Origin of the sequence: Streptomyces sp. NPDC092369, from assembly GCF_044755245.1 — a bacterium.
Classification (GTDB): Bacteria; Actinomycetota; Actinomycetes; order Streptomycetales; family Streptomycetaceae; genus Streptomyces.
On sequence record NZ_JBIVQP010000008.1, the window covers coordinates 14,163 to 31,860 of the forward strand.

Consider the following 17,698-nt stretch of genomic DNA (forward strand, 5'->3'; position numbering starts at 1 on the left):
GGTTCAGGGCACGAGCCTGCGGGCGCGCAGCGCCAGGCTCAACGCCAGTACCGTCTGCGGGTCGTCGAGATCCGTGCCGAGCAACTCGCCGATCCGGGCCAGCCGGTTGTAGAGCGTCTGCCGGTTGAGGTGGAGCTCGCGGGCCGTCTCCGCCTTGCGGCCCGCGTGCGCCAAGTACGTCTCCAGGGTGGGCAGGAGCGGCGGGCGGGAGCGGTTGTCGTGGTCGCGCAGCGGGCCGATCGCGCGGTCCACGAAGGCCGCCAGGTCCGGGTGCTCGCGCAGCCGCCACAGCAGGAGGTCGATGTCGAGGCGGCGGGCGTCGTACCAGGGCCGGTCCGTCAGCCCCTGCGCCGCGGTGGCCGTCTCCGCCGCGTGCCGCAGCCCCGCCGTGGCCGCCGCCCAGCCGCCGGCCACGCCGACCACCACGACGGGTGGCTGCGCCCCCGGCCGCTGCATCCCGGCACGCTCCACCCCGGCCCGCAGCGCCGCCGCGACCCGGTCCGCGACCGCCGACCGTTCCGACTCCGACCGCAGGCCCAGCAGCAGCGGAACGCGGCCCTCCACAGGTCGTACGCCCAACAGGACCGGCACCCCCACCGAGGCCAGCTCCTCCGCGACCGCACGCGCGAGCACCGCCCAGCCGCCGCCCGGGGCGAGCGTGTCGCCGATCCGCATGACGACCGGCAGGAGCGGGCCGCTGCCCGGCTTGAAGCCCAGCACGCGCGCCTGCGCGGGCGCGTCCTCGGCGGCGATACGGCCCTCGGCGAGGTCGGTCAGGAAGTCCCCGCGCCCCCGCGCCGCCAGCTCCTCCTCCTGACGCGCCTGCATCAGCACGACGGCGAGGATGCCCGCGGCCCGCTCGGCCGCCATCCGGTGCACCGGGGTCAGGGGAGCGCGGACGGGGAGCAGGACCAGCCGCGCCCGCACCGAACCCGTACCGGGGCCGCCCCCGGGCACGTCCACCAGGGCCGAACCGGCCGGCGGGGTGTCCTTGTGCTGGCCGCGGAGCCCCTCCCAGACCTGGAGCGGCTCCGCGCCCTCGGGACCGGCTCCGGCGGCGTACAGCAGCTGCCCGTCGGGCGTCTCCAGGAAGACCGGGTTGCCGCTGAAGTCGGCCAGGATGCCCAGCACCTGGGGGATCCCGCCGCCGCCCAGCAGGGCCTCGGTGCAGCGCCGGTGCACCTCCTCGGCCTGCTGGAGCAGCGCGTAGTGGCCGTTGACGATCTCGGTGTGGATCTCCTCGGTGACCGCGACGAACGGCACTTCTCGGTGCAGCTGGACCAGCGGCAGACCGGCCGCCCGGGCGGTGTCGACGAGGGTGGCGGGCAGGCGAGTGAAGCGCGGGCCCAGTTCCATGACGAGGGCCGCGATACCGCGCTCGGCCAGGGTGCGGACGAACGCCCGCTGATCGGCCGGACGGGTGCCGAGGCCGTAGCCCGTGGTCAGCAGCAGTTCGCCGCCCTTGAGAAGGGAGGCGATGTTCGGGACCTCACCCGCGTGCACCCAGCGCACGGTCCGCTGGAGCCGGTCGGCTCCCGCCAGGACCTCGGGCAGTCCGCTGCGCAGTCCGGGGAGCTCCAGGGCCCGCTGAACGGTGATCCCGGCGCCGTGGGAGTCGTATGCGCTGTCGGTGCCCGTGCTCGCGCTGCTGTCCGTGCCGCTGTTCATGAAGCGGACGCTACCTGCGTGGATGCCTCCGGGGCAGCCCGCCGGGAGTGGGCCATGGGCAGGGGGGTAGCGACGGGGCATGGACTTCAGCGTGGTGGCCGTGGCCCGGGAGGACGACGGCGCGGTGGACGAACCGGTGCGGGTCGCGTCCCTCGCCGACCGGCTCGGGTACGGGGAGGTGTGGGCCGGGGAGGGGCCGACGTGGGACGCCTTCGTGCTCGCGGCGGCCGTGGGGGCGGCCACCGAGCGGGTGGCGGTGACGGCGGGGCCGGTGCCGGTGAACGTACGGGATCCGTACACGATCGCCCGGGGCGCCGCCTCGGTCGCGGCCGTGACGGGCCGCGCGGTCGGCGTGGCGCTCGGCACGTCCAGCAAGCGGGTCGTCGAGGGCGTGCACGGGCGGCCCCGGGTCCGTCCGGCCGCCGTACTGGAGGAGTCGGCGGCGGCCCTGAGCGGTCTGCTGCGGGGCCGGGTGGGCGAGCCGGTGGCGCCCGGCAGTGTGTTCACGCGTCGGCTGCCGGGCCCCGGCGGCCCGCTCACCGTGGCCGCGTTCGGCGACCGCGCGATCGCGACCGCCGCCACGCACGCCGACCGGATGCTCCTGGACGTCGTTTCCCCGGCGCAGGTCCGCGTGCTGCGCGCCAAGCTGGACGCGGCGGCCAGGAAGGCGGGGCGCACGCGGCCCACGCTCGCCGCCTGGCTGCCCGCCGCCGTCGATCCCGACCCCGCGTCCCTCGCCCAGGTGCTCGGCAGCATCGCGGGCTACCTCAGCGTGCCGGGCTACAGCGAGGTCTTCGTCGAGGCCGGCTTCGGCGAGGCCGTGATGCTCGCCGCGACCGGCGCCGACCGGGAGACCCTGCTGCGGGCTCTTCCGCCGAGAGCCGCCGCCACCCTCGGTCTGATCGGTGACCTGGACACCGTGCGCGCCCGGATCGAGGCGTACGCCGAGGCGGGCCTGGACGAGATCGCCCTGGTGCCGGCGACGGCGGGCGACCCGGCCGGGGAGCGGACCCTGACGGCTCTCCGGCCCGTACGACCTGCACCGGCACCGGCGCTCAAGCCGGCTTGATGTTGTGGTTGAAGCGGAAGACGTTGTCCGGGTCGTACCGCCGTTTCAGCGCGGCCAGCCGCCCCGCGTTCTCCGCGCCCACCCCGGCGACGACCCGCTCGGTGCCCTCGTCGCCGATGAAGTTGAGGTAGACGTCACCCGTGCTCCACGGCCGCGCGTCGGCGCGCATGTCACGGACCCACTGGGCACACCGTTCGTCGTCGGCCGGGTCCTCCCACATCGCGAAGGGGTGGACGGCCCAGGGCGCGTCCCGGTAGGGCACCGGGAACTCGTGCGGACCGGCGGCGATCGCCCCGCCCAGCGGGAACAGCACATGCATGGTGCCGGTCGGCACGGGCAGCGACTGCGCCCCGGCGCAGAAGACGTCCAGATACTCGTCGGGCGCGCCCTTGAGGTACTCGGCCGACCAGTAGTTCCGCATCCCGGGCGGATCGTCGAGCATGCACTGGACATCGGCGTACGGCATCGCCCCGACGACCTGCGACTCGTGCGGCAGCGCCAGCAGCGGCTCGGCCAGCTTGAGCATGTCCTCCTCGGGCCCCGCGTACGTCAGCAGCACCGCGCACAGGAGCGTGCCGACCAGGTGCGGCGGTACGAACTCCTCGGGCGGGCCCGTGATGAACAGCGCGCCGCCGCTCGCCTCGTCCGGGCCGGTGGCGATCAGGTCGCGGTAGGTGCGGACGGCCTCGGGGCCGAACTCCGGCAGATACAGCACCAGCGCCATGGAGAACTCGGGCAGCGCGTGCAGTTTGAGGGTGAGCGAGGTGGCGATGCCGAAGTTGCCGCCGCCGCCGTGCAGGCCCCAGAACAGTTCCGGGTTCTCCTCGGCGCTCGCGTGCACCCGTTCGCCGTCCGCGGTGACGAGGTCGGCGCCGAGCAGGTTGTCGACGGCCAGTCCGCACCAGCGGTCCAGCCAGCCGGAGCCGCCGCCCAGGACGAAACCGCCGACCCCGGTCGTCGACACCCGGCCGCCGGTGGTGGCCAGGGCGTGCGGCTGGCAGGCGCGGTCCAGGTCGCTCATCGTGGCGCCGCCCGCCACCTGTACCGCCTGGGCGGTGGGATCGACGCTGACCGCGCGCAGGTGGCGCAGGTCGACGACCAGTCCGCCGTCGTTGAGCGCCATGCCGGCCACGCTGTGTCCGCCGCCGCGCACCGCGATCGGCAGGTCCAGCTCCCTGCCGAAGCGCACGGCCCGTACGACGTCGTCCCCGGTGACGCACTGGGCGATGACCGCGGGACGCCGGTCGATCATCGAGTTGAATACGGTCCGGGCCTCGTCGTAGCCCGGGTCCTCAGGGGCGAACACGTCGCCGACCAGATCCTCGCGTAGCGCGGTGAGAGCCGCGCCCGCCGTAGATGGGGAGGCCATGGGGGCGCCCCCTTCCTGAAGGGGCTGATGGGTTCCACCCTAGGCGTGCTTCGGCGGGCGGTCCTGTTCAACCGCCCGCCGTCACCACTCGGTAAGAATCGGCCGCCGTCGAGGGAAGCCGTGCAGAACGTCAGCCGCCGTACGCCCCCGAGGCCGTCAGGCGCAGCGCGGTGTCGATGAGGGGGACGTGGCTGAAGGCCTGGGGGAAGTTGCCGACCTGGCGCTTCAGCCGCGGGTCCCACTCCTCGGCGAGCAGACCGAGGTCGTTGCGCAGGGCCAGGAGCTTCTCGAACAGCTTGCGGGCCTCGTCCACGCGGCCGATCATCGCGAGGTCGTCCGCCATCCAGAACGAGCAGGCCAGGAAGGCCCCTTCGTCACCGGGCAGGCCGTCGACGCCCTCGCTGTCGCCCTCGGTCGGGTAGCGCAGGATGAAGCCGTCCGGCGTGGACAGCTCGCGCTGGATCGCCTCGATCGTGCCGATCACGCGCTTGTCGTCCGGCGGCAGGAAGCCCATCTGCGGGATCAGCAGCAGCGAGGCGTCCAGTTCCTTCGAACCGTAGGACTGCGTGAACGTGTTGCGTTCCTTGTCGTAGCCCTTCTCGCACACGTCCCGGTGGATGTCGTCGCGCAGTTCGCGCCAGCGCTCCAGCGGGCCGTCCGCGTCACCGGACTCGATCAGCTTGATCGTGCGGTCCACGGCGACCCAGGCCATGACCTTGGAGTGCACGAAGTGGCGGCGCGGGCCGCGGACTTCCCAGATGCCCTCGTCCGGCTCGTCCCAGTGCTGCTCCAGGTAGCGGATCAGCTTCAGCTGGAGCAGGGAGGCGTAGTCGCTGCGCGCCAGGCCGGTCATGTGACCCAGGTGCAGGGCCTCGGTGACCTCGCCGTACACGTCCAGCTGGAGCTGGTGCGCGGCGCCGTTGCCGACGCGCACCGGCGCCGAGTTCTCGTAGCCGGGCAGCCAGTCCAGCTCCGCCTCGCCCAACTCGCGCTCGCCGGCGATGCCGTACATGATCTGCAGGTTCTCCGGGTCACCCGCGACCGCCCGCAGCAGCCACTCGCGCCAGGCGCCGGCCTCTTCTCGGTAGCCGGTGCGCAGCAGCGAGGAGAGGGTGATCGCGGCGTCGCGCAGCCAGGTGTAGCGGTAGTCCCAGTTGCGGACCCCGCCGATGTCCTCGGGCAGGGAGGTGGTCGGCGCGGCGACGATGCCGCCCGTCGGCCCGTACGTCAGCGCCTTGAGGGTGATCAGCGAGCGGACGACGGCTTCGCGGTAGGGGCCGTGGTAGGTGCAGTGCTCCACCCACTCGCGCCAGAAGTCCTCCGTCGCCTGCAGCGAGGCCTCCGGCTCCGGCAGCGCCGGCGGCTTCTTGTGCGAGGGCTCCCACGAGATCGTGAACGCGATCCGGTCACCGGGGGCGACCGTGAAGTCCGCGTACGTGGTCAGCGACTTGCCGTAGGTCTCGGCCTCCGTGTCGAACCACACCGAGTCCGGTCCGGCGACGGCGACCGTGCGGCCCTCGTGCTTGTGCACCCACGGCACGACACGGCCGTACGAGAAACGCATCCGCAGGGCCGAGCGCATCGGGACGCGGCCCGAGACGCCTTCCACGATGCGGATCAGCTGGGGTGCGCCGTCACGTGGGGGCATGAAATCCGTCACTCGGACCGTGCCGCGCGGGGTGTCCCACTCGGACTCCAGGATGAGTGAGTCGCCGCGGTAGGTGCGCCGGGCGGCCGTCGGTGGCGGCGCGTCCGAGGCGTGCGCGGGGCCCAGCCGCCAGAAGCCGTGTTCCTCTGTGCCGAGCAGGCCGGCGAAGACGGCATGGGAGTCGAAGCGGGGCAGGCACAGCCAGTCCACCGTGCCGTCCCGGCAGACCAATGCGGCGGTCTGCATGTCTCCGATGAGTGCGTAGTCTTCGATGCGCCCGGCCACGTGCAACTCCAGTCGAACGGCCACGTCACCCCCCGCAGGGGGCTGTCGCTGGTGCGGTCAAGGGGTGGTTGTAATGCGTCGTTGAGCGGTGAAGCAAAGCAGGCGTTCCGGCCATGTGGCAAAACGACGATCTCTGCTCAACGAACTGACGAGCTCTCGTTGTTCCGGGAGGGACGGGCGGGGGTGGTGCCGTGTTTCCGGCCGGGCTCGGCAGCGAGTGTCCGAGCAGGATACGACGCACGTAGATGATCTGCGTGCCGCTCCGGGCAACCCGGATCGGCCGATCGGGTGAGCGACGGGTGAGAAACGCGTGAGGGCGCGCCGACACGTGTCGACCTGCACGCGGAGCGTGGCCGGAAGCCATCGCGCCGAGGCGCTGATACCCTGGTAGCCCGTGGACCGGTGGGAGAAAAACCCCCGAACCGCAGCGACGGCGCCCCCGGAGAATCCCGGACGGCAGCCGTACCGCACCCCAGACCGCGACCACGGGAGCCCCCTCTTGGCCATGCCTCGGAAATCCACGACGACCAAGCACATCTTCGTCACCGGGGGTGTCGCCTCCTCGCTCGGCAAGGGCCTCACGGCCTCCAGCCTGGGGATGTTGCTCAAGGCCCGGGGCCTGCGCGTCGTGATGCAGAAGCTCGACCCGTATCTGAACGTCGACCCCGGCACCATGAACCCCTTCCAGCACGGTGAGGTGTTCGTCACCAACGACGGCGCCGAGACCGACCTGGACATCGGCCACTACGAGCGCTTCCTCGACCGTGACCTGGACGGCACCGCCAACGTCACCACGGGCCAGGTCTACTCGACGGTGATCGCCAAGGAGCGGCGCGGCGAGTACCTCGGCGACACCGTGCAGGTCATCCCGCACATCACCAACGAGATCAAGCACCGCATCCGCCGCATGGCGACGGACGAGGTCGACGTCGTTATCACCGAGGTCGGCGGCACGGTCGGCGACATCGAGTCCCTCCCGTTCCTGGAGACGGTCCGCCAGGTCCGGCACGAGGTCGGCCGTGACAACGTGTTCGTCGTCCACATTTCCCTCCTGCCCTACATCGGCCCGTCGGGAGAGCTGAAGACGAAGCCGACCCAGCACTCGGTTGCGGCGCTGCGGAACATCGGTATTCAGCCGGACGCGATCGTGCTGCGGTCCGACCGCGAGGTGCCGACCGCGATCAAGCGCAAGATCTCGCTGATGTGCGACGTCGACGAGGCCGCGGTGGTGGCCTGTCCCGACGCCCGCTCGATCTACGACATCCCGAAGACCATCCACAGCGAGGGCCTGGACGCCTATGTCGTCCGCAAGCTGGACCTGTCGTTCCGCGACGTGGACTGGACGACCTGGGACGACCTGCTCGACCGCGTCCACAAGCCGGACCACGAGATCACCCTCGCGCTGGTCGGCAAGTACATCGACCTGCCCGACGCCTACCTCTCGGTCACCGAGGCGCTGCGCGCGGGCGGTTTCGCCAACAAGGCCCGCGTGAAGATCAAGTGGGTCACCTCGGACGACTGCAAGACCCCGGCCGGCGCCGCGGCCCAGCTCGCCGACGTCGACGGCGTCTGCATCCCGGGCGGCTTCGGCGACCGCGGTGTGCTCGGCAAGGTCGGCGCCATCCGGTACGCCCGCGAGAACAAGATCCCGCTCCTCGGCCTCTGCCTGGGCCTGCAGTGCATCGTGATCGAGGCCGCGCGCAACCTGGCCGACATCGCCGACGCCAACTCCACCGAGTTCGACTCGGGCACCGCCCACCCGGTCATCTCCACCATGGCCGAGCAGCTGGACATCGTGGCCGGCGACGGCGACATGGGCGGCACGATGCGCCTGGGCATGTACCCGGCCAAGCTGGCCGAGGGCTCCATCGTGCGCGAGGTCTACGACGGCAAGGAGTACGTCGAGGAGCGGCACCGCCACCGCTACGAGGTGAACAACGCCTACCGCGCGGAGCTGGAGAAGAAGGCCGGCATCGTGTTCTCGGGCACCTCGCCCGACGGCAAGCTCGTCGAGTACGTCGAGTACGCGCGCGAGACGCACCCCTACCTGGTCGCCACGCAGGCGCACCCCGAGCTGCGCTCGCGGCCTACCCGGCCGCACCCGTTGTTCGCCGGGCTCGTGAAGGCCTCGGTCGAGCGCAAGAATTCCAAGTAACACACCAGTTGTACGGTGGCCGGGGTGCATACCTTCAAAAGGTGGGCACCCCGGTTTTCTTGTGGCCGGTCGCCGGCCGGTCCGTGGCCGGCCGTGGTGAGGTTCGTGGAAGGACAGGGCATGACGCTGAAGGACACCCCCGAGGAGTGGGAGATCCGGGCAACCGAGACCCCGTTCGTGGGCAACAAGACCTCCGTCCGCACGGACGAGGTGGTCATGCCCGACGGCTCGGTGGCCCGCCGCGACTACCAGGTCCACCCCGGCTCGGTCGGCATCCTCGCCCTCGACGACCAGGACCGCGTCCTGCTGATCCGCCAGTACCGCCACCCCGTGCGCCAGCGGATGTGGGAGATCCCGGCCGGCCTGCTCGACGTGCCCGGTGAGAACCCCCTGCACGCCGCCCAGCGGGAGCTGTACGAGGAGGCGCACGTCAAGGCCGAGGACTGGCGGGTGCTGACGGACCTCTACACCACCGCCGGCGGCTGCGACGAGGCCGTGCGCGTCTTCCTCGCCCGCGATCTGTCCGAGGCCGACGGACAGCGCTTCGAGGCCGAGGACGAGGAGACCGACATGGAGCACGCACGCGTGCCCCTCGACGAGCTCGTACGCGGTGTGCTCGCCGGCGACCTGCACAGCAGCTGTCTCGTCGTGGGTGTCCTCGCACTGGTCGCCGCGCGCACCGGCGACGGCCTCGACGCGCTGCGCCCCGCGGAAGCGCCCTGGCCGGCGCGCCCGTTCGAGTCCTGAAACCGCGAGCACCCCTCTCCGGGGTCCGGTGTGACGATCGGCTGATCCGATCGGGGGACGTGCCCGCCGCGCTCCGCCCGGAACGTAGCAGAGCGTGAACTAGGCTCTGTTAACGCCCGATACCGGAGTCCCGGCGGGCTTGCGCGTGCGGTGGGACGGGAGCGTGGCCCGTGACGGATCAGGCGGTGGACACAGGCGGCGTCCGGCTGTCGGGGCGCGAACCTGCGGAGAGTCAGTTCGTGGGCCGCACACGGGAGTTGAAGGAACTTCGCGCCGACATCGAGCGCACCGGCCTGGACACCCTGACCGGCAGGAAGGCGCCCCGCGCGCGCGTCCTGCTCATCGCGGGACGCCCCGGCTCGGGCCGCACGGCGCTCGCCGAGGAACTCGTACGGCAGGTCGCGGAACGTTACGACGACGGGGTGCTCCGAGCCCGGTTGAGTGAGCCCGACGGAACCCCCGTGCCGGTCGAGCGCGTGGCCCGTGTGCTGCTCGCCGCACTGGAGCGGCCCGCGCCCGCCGGAGCCGCCGAGGACGACCTCACCGAGGCGCTGCGCAGCGCCCTGGCCGACCGCCGGGCGCTGATCCTGCTGGACGACGCGGCCGACGCCGAGCAGGTCGACGCGCTGCTCCCGGACACCCCGGACTGCCTGGTCGTCGCCGTCTCCGGCGGGCCGCTCACCGGCATCTCCGACGTCCGCCCCTGCACCCTCGGCGGCCTCGACACCAAGTCCGCCCTGGAGCTGCTCACCCGCTACACCGGCTCGGTCCGCATCACCGTCGACCCGCGCGCCGCCGAGGACCTCGCCGAGGAGTGCCAGGCGCACCCCCAGGCGCTCACCCTGGCCGGCGGCTGGCTGGCCGCCCGCCCCAAGGCGGCCGTCGCCGACTTCGCCAAGCACCTGCGTGCCGAGAACGACGAGGGCACCCCGCTGAGCCGGGTCTTCCGGCTCGTGTACACCTCGCTGCCCACGCCGGCCGCCCGGATACTGCGCCTGCTCGCCCTCGCCCCCGCCGGTCTGGTCGACCCGCACACCGCCTCCGCGCTGGCCGGCTGCTCGGTGAACGGCGCCCGCACCACCCTGGACGACTTCGTCGCCCTCGGCCTGCTGCGGGCGGTGGAGTCGCCGCTGCCGCAGTACGAGGTCCCCGGCAGCCTGCACCCCCTCCTGAAGGCCCTCACGGAGACCCAGGACCGCGCCGGGGAGCTCCAGCTGGCCCGGGCCCGGATGCTGGAGCGGACGGTACGGCTGCTGCAGTCCTGCCGGGCCATCACCGAGACGGACAACCCCGAGGCGCGCGAGAAGCTCCAGGGCATGCCGAACTCCCTGCGCTTCCCGAGCCCCCGGGCCGCCGAGGACTGGCTGCGCATCCGCAGGCCCGCCCTGCTGGCCGCGGCCCGGCTCGCCGTCGCCGACGGGGAACTGGACACGCTGGCCCGCCGGTTGATGTCCCAGCTGGTCAGGGCGATGGTCGCGCACTTCGGCACCCAGGCGGCCGCGGCCGACCTGTACGGCATCCACCGGCTCGTCCTGGACGTGGCCGAGCGCCGCGGGCTGCCCCGCGAGCGGGCCGCGGCCCTGCTGAACCTCGGCGACCTGGACGCCCAGACCGGGCGGACCGAGGACGCCCTTGCGCGCTACCGGGCCGCGCTGGACGCCGGACGCGAGGCGAACGACCCGTACGCGACCGGCCGCGCGACGGAATCCGTAGGCGGGGCGCATCTGGAGCTCGGGGACTTCGACCGGGCCGCCGACTGGTTCGGCCGGGCGCTGGCCCAGCGGCTGGCCCGGGACGACCGCGCGGAGGCCGCCCGGCTGTACGGCCGCATCGGCGCCGCCCAGACCTACGCGGGCCGCTACGGCGAGGCGCAGCGGTCCTGGCGGGCCGCGGTCGCCGGGCACCGCAGGAACGGCGATGTGGGCGCCCACGCCCGGGCGTTGAGCGAGCTCGCGCGCGTCCAGGAGTACGCGGGACGGCCCGAGGAGTCGCTGGCGACCTGCCACGAGGCCGTGGAGTGGGCGCGCCGCGCCGACGACGTACGGCTGCAGGCGGCGCTGCACCTGCGGCTCGCCGACACGCTGGAGCGCCTGGGCGATCCCGCCGCGGCGCAGCTGCACCGGGGGACCGCGGAGCGGCTGCTGGGCGAGGAGGAGGCGGAGGGGACGGACGGGGAATCGGAGCGGGCCGAGGACGGCCCACAGCGGGCCGAAGAGGCGCCGGAGCAGGCCGATCTCCCGAAACAAGACGCTGACGCCTGCGAAATCCGTAGTACATCCACGGAAGATTGATGCAATGAAAGGCTAGACAGCGGGAACGCCTTCATTAAACTGGGTCTGCCGCACCTTCTCCTGCGGTGTACCCCGGTGTGCGCCTTCGTGCCTGGGTATGTCATGTAATGCACCACATTCCCTGAACCAAGGACCGTGATCCACGTGAAGGTCGGCATCCCCCGCGAGGTCAAGAACAACGAGTTCCGGGTGGCCATCACCCCCGCCGGTGTGCACGAGCTGGTGCGCGGCGGCCACCACGTCGTCATCGAGCGCGGCGCCGGACTCGGCTCCTCGATCCCCGACAGCGAGTACGTCTCCGCCGGCGCCGTGATCCTGGAGACCGCCGACGAGGTCTGGGCCACCGCCGACCTGCTGCTCAAGGTCAAGGAGCCCATCGCCGAGGAGTACCACCGCCTCCGCAAGGACCAGACGCTCTTCACCTACCTGCACCTGGCGGCCTCCAAGGAGTGCACCGACGCGCTCGTCGAGTCCGGCACCACGGCGATCGCCTACGAGACCGTCGAACTGCCGAGCCGCGCGCTCCCGCTGCTCGCCCCGATGTCCGAGGTCGCGGGCCGTCTGGCCCCGCAGGTCGGCGCCTACCACCTGATGCGCTCGGCCGGCGGCCGCGGCGTGCTCCCCGGCGGCGTCCCCGGCACCCAGCCCGCGAAGGCCGTCGTCATCGGCGGCGGAGTCTCCGGCTGGAACGCGACGCAGATCGCCGTCGGCATGGGCTTCCACGTCACGCTGCTCGACCGCGACATCAACAAGCTGCGCGAGGCCGACAAGGTCTTCGGCACCAAGGTCCGGGCGATCATGTCCAACTCCTTCGAGCTGGAGAAGGCCGTCCTGGAGGCCGACCTCGTGATCGGCGCCGTGCTCATCCCGGGTGCCAAGGCGCCGAAGCTGGTCACCAACGAACTGGTGTCGCGGATGAAGCCCGGAAGTGTTCTTGTCGACATCGCGATCGACCAGGGCGGCTGCTTCGAGGACTCCCGTCCGACCACGCACGCCGAGCCGACCTTCATGGTGCACAACTCGGTCTTCTACTGCGTCGCCAACATGCCGGGCGCGGTGCCCAACACCTCGACCTACGCGCTGACCAACGCGACGCTGCCCTACATCGTCGAACTCGCCAACCACGGCTGGGTGGAGGCGCTGCGCCGCGATCCCGCGCTGGCCAAGGGCCTCAACACCCATGACGGCAAGGTCGTTTACAAGGAGGTCGCCGAGGCGCACGGCCTGGAGCACGTGGAGCTCGACTCGTTGCTCGGCTGAGCCCCAAGTCGACATGAACGGCGACCTGATGGCGGCTTCCGGCCAGCTCAGGGACTAAGTCACCTTTTCGTAAAGGCGATACGTCAACAAGGCGCGTCAACGACGTACACACGGCCGGACCTTGCACCACAAGGTCCGGCCGGATGTGTGTATGGTCACTTTGCGACTCTCGGTCAACTCGCGTCGAACGTAACCCTTGAACCGATTCGTGCACCGGTGAAACCTGCCGTGCGACGCCCGTACGCCCTTGACAGAGGGATGTTTCATTGCCGACACATCCTGCCGGGTCCGGCGGATTGTGTTGCTGCGAACGCCCGACACGCCATAGAGTCGCCAACCGTCGGCATGGTGCCACGCTGACCTGTCTAGAAGTTTCCTGGTCACCAAGGAGGTAAGACGACTTGTGAATGAGTCGACATTTTCTCCCGGGGGTGGTCAACCAGGAACGCCTGTACGGGGCCAGGGTCCCGCGGGGTTCGAGGCTGTCGGCTCCGTTGCTGTGCGCACCTTCGCAGCCCAGAGGAGTCATCAGGTGTCTCAGATGTCCGGGATGACTCAGCCAGCACACCAGAGCATGGATGGCCATCACGTGAACGCCATGGCCGGCGACGGAAGTGGCGCGCCCCACAACCACTTCGCCGACTACGACGAACTGCCCGAGGGGCACTTCTACGACCCCGACGCGGAGTACGAGCCCGACCCCGAGTACGCGGCCACGCTCGCGCCCGACGCCGCCCGCCAGCGCCGCGAGCGCGTGGGCCCGACCGGACGCCCGCTGCCGTACTTCCCGATCCCGGGCCCGCTGACCGATCACGGCCCCGCGAAGATCATCGCGATGTGCAACCAGAAGGGCGGCGTCGGCAAGACCACGTCGACCATCAACCTGGGTGCCGCGCTCGCGGAGTACGGACGGCGCGTGCTGCTCGTTGACTTCGACCCGCAGGGCGCGCTGTCGGTGGGTCTCGGGGTCAACCCGATGGAGCTCGACCTCACCGTCTACAACCTGCTCATGGAGCGGGGCATGGCGGCCGACGAGGTGCTCCTGAAGACCGCGGTCCCGAACATGGACCTGCTGCCGAGCAATATCGACTTGTCGGCGGCGGAGGTCCAACTGGTCTCCGAGGTCGCGCGCGAGTCGACACTGCAACGGGCCCTCAAGCCCCTGATGGCCGACTACGACTACATCGTGATCGACTGTCAGCCCTCGCTCGGTCTGCTCACGGTCAACGCTCTGACGGCCGCGCACAAGGTGATAGTGCCTCTGGAGTGCGAGTTCTTCGCTCTTCGCGGTGTCGCACTGCTGACGGAGACGATCGAGAAGGTCCAGGAGCGACTCAACCCGGAGCTGGAACTCGACGGGATCCTCGCCACCATGTACGACTCGCGCACGGTGCACAGCCGTGAGGTGCTCGCGCGTGTCGTCGAGGCGTTCGACGACCACGTCTACCACACGGTCATCGGGCGCACGGTCCGCTTCCCGGAGACCACGGTCGCCGGTGAGCCGATCACCACGTACGCCTCCAACTCCGTCGGTGCCGCCGCCTATCGTCAGCTCGCCAGGGAGGTGCTCGCCCGGTGTCACGCCGAGTGAGTCTGCCGGGGGCCGACGAACTCTTCCGTACGACAGGGGGAATGGCGCTCCAGCCGTCCACTCCGCGGCGGGGGGTCAACGGCGAAGCCCGTGTGCCCGCTCCCGCGGGGGAGAGCGACGGGGTCGCGGCCGGTGAGGACGCGCCGCAGTCGGTGCCCGTACAGGGCGGCGACGGCGAGGGCGCCGAGCATGTGGCCGCCGAGTCGGAGGCCGACGACGGCGAGTCCCGCAGTCGCGGTGCGGCCGGCTCCGCGCGACGTCAGGGGGCGCAGGAAGGTTCTGCCGCCGAGGCGTCTCCGCGCAAGCGGGGGCGGAGTCCTTCGCGCCGGCCCAGCGGGCGGGAGCGGCACGACGAGAAGATCACGGTGTACGTCTCCGCCGAGGAGCTCATGGATCTGGAGCACGCGCGTCTGGTGCTCCGGGGTGAGCACGGGCTCGCGGTCGACCGCGGTCGGATCGTGCGGGAGGCTGTCGCCGTGGTGCTGGCGGATCTGGAGTCCCGTGGGGACGCGAGCATTCTGGTACGGCGACTGCGTGGGCGGTAGGCGGTAGCCTGCGAGGGCTATGACCTCGAACGACGTTCCCGCAGCCGCCGCTGCCTCCGGCGGTCGTCGGCGTGCGCTCGGGCGGGGGCCCGGGGTCGAGGTCGAGCCTCCGGCTGAGCCGGCTGAGCACAGCGGTGGCGGCGAACCTGAGGTCGAACAACCGGCTCCCGAACCGCCGGAGACCGTCCCCGAAGCCTCCGAGGACGTCCCCGAAGCCGATGACGGCATCTTCAAGGTTCGGCTCGTCAACTTTGAGGGGCCCTTCGATCTGCTGCTTCAGTTGATCTCCAAGCACAAGTTGGATGTCACCGAGGTCGCGTTGTCCAAGGTCACCGACGAGTTCATGGTGCACATCAGGGCGATGGGGCCGGACTGGGATCTCGACCAGACGACCGAGTTTCTCGTCGTCGCCGCCACGCTGCTGGATCTCAAGGCCGCCCGGCTGCTGCCCTCCGCCGAGGTCGAGGACGAGGCGGATCTGGCCTTGCTGGAGGCTCGGGACCTGCTCTTCGCGCGGCTGCTGCAGTACCGGGCGTACAAGCAGATCGCCGACATCTTCAACCGGCGGCTCGACGAGGAAGCGCGCCGGTATCCCCGTACCGTCGGACTTGAGCCGCATCATGCCGAGCTGTTGCCCGAGGTGGTCATCAGCATCGGGCCCGAGGGGTTCGCGAAGCTCGCCGTGAAGGCGATGCAGCCCAGGCCCAAGCCGCAGGTGTACGTCGACCACATCCACGCGCCGCTGGTGAGCGTGCAGGAGCAGGCCGGGATCGTGGTCGCGCGGCTGCGGGAACTCGGCGAGGCCAGCTTCCGCACGCTCGTCGAGGACACCGACGACACCCTGACCGTCGTAGCGAGGTTCCTGGCCCTCCTCGAGCTGTACCGGGAGAAGGCCGTCGCGCTCGATCAGGAGACCGCGCTCGGGGATCTGATCGTGCGGTGGACCGGTGGGGACGGCGGGAGCGAGCCCGTGGTCACCGACGAGTTCGACCGGCCGCCCGAGGTGCCCAAGGACGAGCCCGCCAAGGAGGAGAAGGCGTGAGTGAGGAGACCATCGATCCGGCGGCGGGCCCGCGCACTGTCGCCGACCTCGATCTCAAGCCCGCCCTGGAGGCCGTCCTCATGGTCGTGGACGAGCCCGCGACCGAGGAGCACCTGGCGAAGATACTGCAGCGGCCCAAGCGGCGGATCCGCGACGCCCTGCGGGAACTGGCCGACGAGTACACCGTCCAGGGGCGTGGGTTCGAGCTGCGGCTGATCGCCGGCGGGTGGCGGTTCTACTCCCGGCCGGAGTTCGCTCAGGCCGTCGAGGGGTTCGTCCTGGACGGGCAGCAGGCCCGGCTCACCCAGGCGGCCCTGGAGACCCTGGCGGTCGTCGCGTACCGCCAGCCGGTCAGCCGCAGCAGGGTCTCCGCGGTCCGCGGAGTCAACTGCGACGGTGTGATGCGCACCCTCCTGCAGCGGGGTCTGGTCGAGGAGGCGGGCACGGAACCCGAAACAGGTGCGATCCTGTACACGACGACGAACTACTTTCTGGAGCGGATGGGCCTGCGCGGCCTGGACGAGCTCCCGGAGCTCGCGCCCTTCCTCCCTGAGGCCGAGGCGATCGAGGCGGAGACGCTGGAAGGGGTCCCGTCGTTCGATCCGGATGCACCGGATGCAGATGCAGACGACACGACGACGACGGAACTTTGATGCGAAGCAGTGGCAGTGGCAGTGGCGGCGGTAGTGGCAGGAGCGGCGGGCGTGGCAACCCCCGCGGGACCGGTGGGGGCGGCAATCCCCGCGGTTCCGGCGGCGGTGGCGGCTCCCGGGGTTCCGGTGGGGGCGGCTCCCAGCCCAGGGGCGCGGGAGGGCGCGACGACAAGCCGAAGCGTCCCGGCAAGCCGCGTCCCGAGGAGCGCCGCTACGACGTAGGCCCGGGGGCCTCCCACGAGGGCCCGAAGTCCGGGCGGGGCGCCTCCGCGCGCGGTGGTGCCAAGGGCGGCCCCAAGCAGGGCCAGGGCACCGGACGCGGGCGCTCGGTGCCGGCGACCTCGCGTGAGTACGACGCGCGGGCCGAGGAGCGCAACCGGGAGCGGTACGCGGGCAAGAAGGACGTGAAGCCGCCCAAGACCTTCCCGGGCGCCGAGCAGGAGGGCGAGCGGCTGCAGAAGGTCCTCGCACGTGCGGGCTACGGCTCCCGGCGTGCCTGCGAGGAACTGATCGAGCAGTCCCGGGTCGAGGTCAACGGCGAGATCGTCGTCGAGCAGGGCAAGCGGGTCGACCCGGAGCACGACGAGGTCAAGGTCGACGGGCTGACCGTCGCCACGCAGTCGTACCAGTTCTTCTCGCTGAACAAGCCGGCCGGTGTCGTCTCCACCATGGAGGACCCCGAGGGGCGTCAGTGCCTCGGCGACTACGTCACCAACCGCGAGACCCGGCTTTTCCACGTAGGGCGGCTCGACACCGAGACCGAGGGCGTGATCCTGCTCACCAACCACGGCGAGCTGGCACACCGGCTGACCCACCCCAAGTACGGCGTGAAGAAGACCTACCTCGCCGCCATCGTGGGCCCGATCCCGCGCGACCTGGGCAAGCAGCTCAAGGACGGCATCCAGCTGGAGGACGGGTACGCGCGTGCGGACCACTTCCGGGTGGTCGAGCAGACCGGCAAGAACTATCTGGTCGAGGTCACCCTGCACGAGGGCCGCAAGCACATCGTGCGCCGCATGCTCGCGGAGGCCGGCTTCCCGGTCGAGCGGCTGGTGCGCACGGCCTTCGGCCCGATCACGCTGGGCGACCAGAAGTCGGGCTGGCTGCGGCGGCTGTCGAACACGGAGGTCGGGATGCTGATGCAGGAGGTCGACCTCTAGAACGGCCTCGCTCAAGAGGCGTACGCGCTCGCGGATCCCCCTCACAGGGTTTCGCTTTCGGCCGGTCCCGGATTTTCCCCGGGGCCGGCCGATGCGTTTTCGCCCTGCCGACGGTCTGTATGGCTGACGGCCGAGACGAGGAGCGGGTATGGACACGAAGACGGCGCCTGAAGGGCGCTCAGAGGCCGCTGTGGCCGATGCGGGGCCGCTGGGGC

At 71.3% G+C, this 17,698-nt stretch carries 13 protein-coding genes; 10 read left to right on the forward strand and 3 right to left on the reverse strand.

Going from position 1 to position 17,698, the window contains the following annotated elements:
• Positions 1 to 3 precede the first annotated feature (3 nt).
• Entirely contained in the window at positions 4 to 1,668 is a 1,665-nt protein-coding gene (locus ACIQI8_RS38070; protein WP_402361419.1) for a PucR family transcriptional regulator, read from the reverse strand.
• Between the two features lie 79 nt (positions 1,669 to 1,747).
• Here ACIQI8_RS38070 and ACIQI8_RS38075 point away from each other — a divergent pair, with 79 nt between their 5' ends.
• A complete protein-coding gene (locus tag ACIQI8_RS38075) occupies positions 1,748 to 2,737 on the forward strand; it encodes an LLM class F420-dependent oxidoreductase (protein WP_402361422.1) in 990 nt (329 codons plus the stop codon).
• On the opposite strand, the gene ACIQI8_RS38080 is transcribed toward ACIQI8_RS38075, so the two are convergent.
• Both ACIQI8_RS38080 and ACIQI8_RS38085 read right to left on the reverse strand, forming a co-directional pair.
• Positions 2,724 to 4,106: an FAD-binding oxidoreductase gene (locus tag ACIQI8_RS38080; protein WP_402361425.1), complete on the reverse strand. Its 1,383-nt coding sequence runs from the start codon at positions 4,104 to 4,106 to the stop codon at positions 2,724 to 2,726. The genes ACIQI8_RS38075 and ACIQI8_RS38080 overlap by 14 nt on opposite strands.
• 130 nt (positions 4,107 to 4,236) lie before the next feature.
• A complete protein-coding gene (locus tag ACIQI8_RS38085) occupies positions 4,237 to 6,039 on the reverse strand; it encodes a glycoside hydrolase family 15 protein (protein ID WP_402362756.1) in 1,803 nt (600 codons plus the stop codon).
• Positions 6,040 to 6,544: 505 nt separating this feature from the next.
• On the opposite strand from ACIQI8_RS38085, the gene ACIQI8_RS38090 reads away from it, so the two are divergent.
• The 9 genes from ACIQI8_RS38090 (at position 6,545) to ACIQI8_RS38130 (ending at position 17,483) form a co-directional block, all read left to right on the forward strand.
• Entirely contained in the window at positions 6,545 to 8,194 is a 1,650-nt protein-coding gene (locus ACIQI8_RS38090; RefSeq protein WP_402361428.1) for a CTP synthase, read from the forward strand.
• Between the two features lie 120 nt (positions 8,195 to 8,314).
• Positions 8,315 to 8,941 (forward strand): NUDIX domain-containing protein, encoded by a 627-nt coding sequence (locus ACIQI8_RS38095; protein ID WP_402361431.1) that lies wholly within the window; start codon positions 8,315 to 8,317, stop codon positions 8,939 to 8,941.
• 170 nt (positions 8,942 to 9,111) lie between these two features.
• On the forward strand, positions 9,112 to 11,232 hold the full coding sequence (locus ACIQI8_RS38100) for a tetratricopeptide repeat protein (RefSeq protein WP_402361434.1): 2,121 nt from the start codon (positions 9,112 to 9,114) through the stop codon (positions 11,230 to 11,232).
• A 144-nt stretch (positions 11,233 to 11,376) separates the two neighbouring features.
• Complete coding sequence (gene ald, locus ACIQI8_RS38105; RefSeq protein WP_402362759.1) at positions 11,377 to 12,492, forward strand: alanine dehydrogenase; 1,116 nt, start codon at positions 11,377 to 11,379, stop codon at positions 12,490 to 12,492.
• A gap of 403 nt (positions 12,493 to 12,895) precedes the next feature.
• The gene (locus tag ACIQI8_RS38110) at positions 12,896 to 14,083 is read left to right on the forward strand and encodes a ParA family protein (RefSeq protein ID WP_401727458.1); all 1,188 of its coding nucleotides are present in this window, start codon (positions 12,896 to 12,898) and stop codon (positions 14,081 to 14,083) included.
• Entirely contained in the window at positions 14,068 to 14,628 is a 561-nt protein-coding gene (locus ACIQI8_RS38115; protein WP_402361437.1) for a hypothetical protein, read from the forward strand. The genes ACIQI8_RS38110 and ACIQI8_RS38115 overlap by 16 nt, the downstream gene beginning before the upstream one ends.
• A 19-nt stretch (positions 14,629 to 14,647) precedes the next feature.
• Positions 14,648 to 15,670, forward strand: a complete 1,023-nt coding sequence (locus ACIQI8_RS38120) for a segregation and condensation protein A (protein ID WP_402361440.1) — start codon at positions 14,648 to 14,650, stop codon at positions 15,668 to 15,670.
• Entirely contained in the window at positions 15,667 to 16,323 is a 657-nt protein-coding gene (gene scpB, locus ACIQI8_RS38125; protein ID WP_402361443.1) for an SMC-Scp complex subunit ScpB, read from the forward strand. The genes ACIQI8_RS38120 and scpB overlap by 4 nt, the downstream gene beginning before the upstream one ends.
• On the forward strand, positions 16,323 to 17,483 hold the full coding sequence (locus tag ACIQI8_RS38130) for a pseudouridine synthase (protein WP_402361446.1): 1,161 nt from the start codon (positions 16,323 to 16,325) through the stop codon (positions 17,481 to 17,483). Before scpB ends, ACIQI8_RS38130 begins: the two co-directional genes overlap by 1 nt.
• The last annotated feature ends 215 nt before the right edge of the window (positions 17,484 to 17,698 follow it).

Bases quoted from the DNA above. Each gene is read 5' to 3' on its own strand.
- ACIQI8_RS38120 (WP_402361440.1), top strand. From the start codon at position 14,648: ATGACCTCGAACGACGTTCCCGCAGCCGCCGCTGCCTCCGGCGGTCGT.
- ACIQI8_RS38095 (WP_402361431.1), top strand. From the start codon at position 8,315: ATGACGCTGAAGGACACCCCCGAGGAGTGGGAGATCCGGGCAACCGAG.
- ACIQI8_RS38090 (WP_402361428.1), top strand. From the start codon at position 6,545: ATGCCTCGGAAATCCACGACGACCAAGCACATCTTCGTCACCGGGGGT.
- ACIQI8_RS38080 (WP_402361425.1), bottom strand. From the start codon at position 4,106: ATGGCCTCCCCATCTACGGCGGGCGCGGCTCTCACCGCGCTACGCGAG.
- ACIQI8_RS38130 (WP_402361446.1), top strand. From the start codon at position 16,323: ATGCGAAGCAGTGGCAGTGGCAGTGGCGGCGGTAGTGGCAGGAGCGGC.
- ACIQI8_RS38075 (WP_402361422.1), top strand. From the start codon at position 1,748: ATGGACTTCAGCGTGGTGGCCGTGGCCCGGGAGGACGACGGCGCGGTG.
- ACIQI8_RS38070 (WP_402361419.1), bottom strand. From the start codon at position 1,668: ATGAACAGCGGCACGGACAGCAGCGCGAGCACGGGCACCGACAGCGCA.